This is a genomic window from Sphingobium xanthum, assembly GCF_019737615.1.
GTDB lineage: Bacteria > Pseudomonadota > Alphaproteobacteria > Sphingomonadales > Sphingomonadaceae > Sphingobium > Sphingobium xanthum.
In genome coordinates, this window is sequence record NZ_JAHKKS010000022.1 from 1 (window position 1) to 874 (window position 874).

Sequence of the window (874 nt, forward strand, 5' to 3'; positions counted from 1 at the left end):
AGCGCGTCGGCGACCGCCTTGCCGCATTCGACCGTGCCGGCCGAGCCTTTGAGGTCGGCGGTGCGCAGCTTCGGCTCGGCGAGGACCGTCTCGATCGCGCGCATGATCGCGGCGGCCGCCTCATGCTCGCCGAAATGATCGAGCATCATCGCGGCGGACCAGATCTGCCCGACCGGATTGGCGATGCCCTTGCCCGCAATGTCCGGCGCGGAACCATGCACCGGCTCGAACAACGAGGGCGAGGTGCGCTCGGGATTGATGTTGGCCGAGGGCGCGACGCCGATCGTGCCCGTACAGGCCGGGCCGAGATCGGACAGAATGTCACCGAACAGATTGGACGCGACCACCACGTCGAACCGGTCCGGGTTCATCACGAACTGGGCGGTGAGAATATCGATATGATATTTGTCGACCCGTATGTCCGGATAGCTGGCCGCCATCGCTTCCACGCGCTCGTCCCAGAAGGGCATGGTGATCGAAATGCCGTTGGACTTGGTCGCCGAGGTCAGATGCCGCGCGTCGCGCGTGCGGGCGAGATCGAAGGCATAGCGCAGCACCCGATCGACGCCATGCCGGCTCATCACCGTCTCCTGGATGACCACCTCACGCTCCGTCCCGGCGAACATGCGCCCGCCGATCGAGCTATATTCCCCCTCGGTATTCTCGCGCACGATCCACATGTCGATGCTGCCGGGTCCGCGGCCGACGAGCGGACTGGGCACGCCGGGCATCAGCCGCGCGGGGCGCAGATTGATGTACTGGTCATATTCGCGGCGCCACTGGATGAGCGAGCCCCAGAGCGAGATATGGTCCGGCACCGTGTCCGGCCAGCCGACCGCGCCGAAGAAGATGGCGTCGGGCGATCCGATCCGCG

General features: G+C 66.1%; 1 protein-coding gene. It reads right to left on the reverse strand.

Annotated elements, in window-relative coordinates:
- Positions 1–874 (reverse strand): tartrate dehydrogenase (locus KM135_RS19635; protein WP_221715778.1); only part of this gene is annotated, 874 nt, incomplete at both ends.